Raw genomic sequence first — 2,294 nt, 5'->3', positions numbered from 1 at the left:
GAGCGGGCGCAAGCCCTTGGCTTGCAGTTCTGCAAGGACAACTTCCCCGCTCATCCTGCCATCGTCTGCACTCACCCGGATGGGCACAACAGTACCGGGAACATCCATGTCCACATTGTGATCGGCAGCATCCGAACACGAGAAGTGGAGCGCAAACCCTATATGCAGAAGCCCCGTGACTGGCTAGAGGGCATGAAGCACTCCAGCACTGCCCAGACCATGCGGCACTTGCGTGTCGAGGTCATGGAGATGTGCGAGGGTGCCGGACTGTACCAGATCGACCTGCTCAACGGCTCCAAGGAGCGCGTGAGCGAAGCTGAGTATTGGGCGCGTAGACGCGGCCAGTTGAAACTTGACCGTGAAAACGCAGCCCTCACCACAGCTGGACAGCAGCCTCGGCAGAAGAAGTTTGAAACTGTGAAGGATACTTTACGGAGACAGATTTCGTCTGTATTGCACCGTGCCACGAGCTTTGAAGATTTTTCCGACAGGCTCTTGCAGCAGTACGGCATTGCCGTCAAGGAAAGCCGTGAACAACTCAGCTACTTGCCTGCTGGCAGAACGAAGTTTATCCGAGCGAAACATCTCGGTGACAACTACGACAAGAAAGCTGTGTTTGCTACCCTGAACGCAAACGCAGAGCACAAACCCAAGGTGCAGTTCAAGCAGGATACCATCGGGAAACTGATTGACATTCAGGCAAAGCTGGCCAAGGGTAAGGGCACAGGCTATGAGCGTTGGGCAAAGAAGTACAACCTCAAAGCCATGGCACAAACTCTGATCCTCTTGCAGGAGAAAGATTTGCTCAACGAGGACGCCCTGAACCAGCGCATCGCCGAACTGGAAACCAAGTATCACGACGCACTGGCGGTGGTGAAAGACCTCGAAGGTCGCATGAAATTCAACAAAGAGCTGCGCTATCAGGTCGCAGCCTATGCCAGCACCAAGATAATCACACAGCAGTTAAAAGCTGCCAAACGACCCGCAGCCTTTGAGGAGCAGCACCGTGCAGAGCTGACAGCATACCGGGCAGCAGCAGCCTATTTTAAGGCAAACAACATCACCAAGCTGCCCAGCCCGAAAAAACTGGAAGCCGAGTATGCGCAGCTGGCATCCGAAAAGGCAAAGTTCTACGAGCAGTACAAGGAAGCTAAGGAAGAACTGCTCAAACTGAAAACCGCAAAGCAGAATGTTGCGTCCTTTTTCCGGGAGGAAGAACCGGCGCAGCAGGAGAGATAAAGGAGTGTGCGTATGATCAATCTGAAAATCGATCCGGAGTTTCAGTCCCAGATTCCCCCTCTGACCGATGATGAATTCAAGCAGCTTGAAGAAAATATCCTGAAAGCGGGCAAGCTGCTCTCTCCTTTGATCGTGTGGAACAATACACTTGTTGACGGTCACAATCGTTATGCGATTCTTCAGAAGCATCCCGAAATCTACTTTTCTACCATGCCGCTCCGCTTTGCAAATCGTGAGGAAGCTCTCGCTTGGATCTGCAAGAATCAGCTGGGGCGGCGCAATTTAACCCCGGAGCAGAAGAAGTTCCTCATTGGAAAGCAGTACAGTGTGGAACATCGGAAGCCCGGTGGAAACGGCAACAACCAGCACACGGCTGCTGCCAAGAAAACCGCCCCGGAGGAATTGTGTCAAATTGACACAATTCCTCCCACTGCCGCAGAAGCAAGCGTTCGTAAGCAGATTGCGGAGCGGAACAATGTCAGCGAATCCTACGTTGCCCGTTCTGAAAAATTCATGCGTGGCGTAGAGATCATGGAACAGATGGTGCCCGGTATGCAGGAGAAAATTCTGTCTGGGCAATTCAAAGTCCGTGATGCTGATATGCACCGCCTCGCCAGAGCTGATTTTCCGAACCGCAAGCAAATCGTGCACGAGATTCCGCACCCGGAGGACCGCCCCGCTCCGCAGTCGAGCTACTCACACTACTCTGGAATCAACTACTCCGCGCTGGAAGTCGCTGTCCGGCGGATTCAGCAGGACTTTGATTTTTTGATGAGATACTTGCCTAAGCTGCCGGACGATTCCTACGCCAAAACTGAAACGCTGAAAATCCTCAAGCAGCACAAGGCGTATATGGCACAGTTTGAAGAAATGCTGAACGAGAAAGAAATCGCATAACGACAGGCACTTGTAAGCCATCAACGAGCCACCAGCCGCAAGTGCAGGGTGGAAAACTTCCGCGCCCTTGCGCCTGATAAAAATTGGAACTTTGATTTTCTCGCCCGGCTTTGCCACGGTGGGACGATCAAAGGAGCGTGCGTTTGAACAAAAAGAAA

2 protein-coding genes are annotated in these 2,294 nt (G+C 52.6%); both read left to right on the top strand.

The window, feature by feature from the left end:
* The coding region (locus WMO20_RS14280; RefSeq protein WP_349187294.1) for a relaxase family protein at positions 1 to 1,239 on the top strand (1,239 nt) is incomplete at its 5' end.
* A gap of 12 nt (positions 1,240 to 1,251) precedes the next feature.
* On the top strand, positions 1,252 to 2,136 hold the full coding sequence (locus WMO20_RS14275; protein ID WP_349187293.1) for a ParB N-terminal domain-containing protein: 885 nt from the start codon (positions 1,252 to 1,254) through the stop codon (positions 2,134 to 2,136).
* Positions 2,137 to 2,294 lie beyond the last annotated feature (158 nt).

Source organism: Faecalibacterium intestinale (genome assembly GCF_040096575.1).
Classification (GTDB): domain Bacteria; phylum Bacillota; class Clostridia; order Oscillospirales; family Ruminococcaceae; genus Faecalibacterium; species Faecalibacterium intestinale.
Note: the sequence above shows the minus strand (reverse complement) of the source record. Positions and strands in the feature narration are given on the sequence as shown.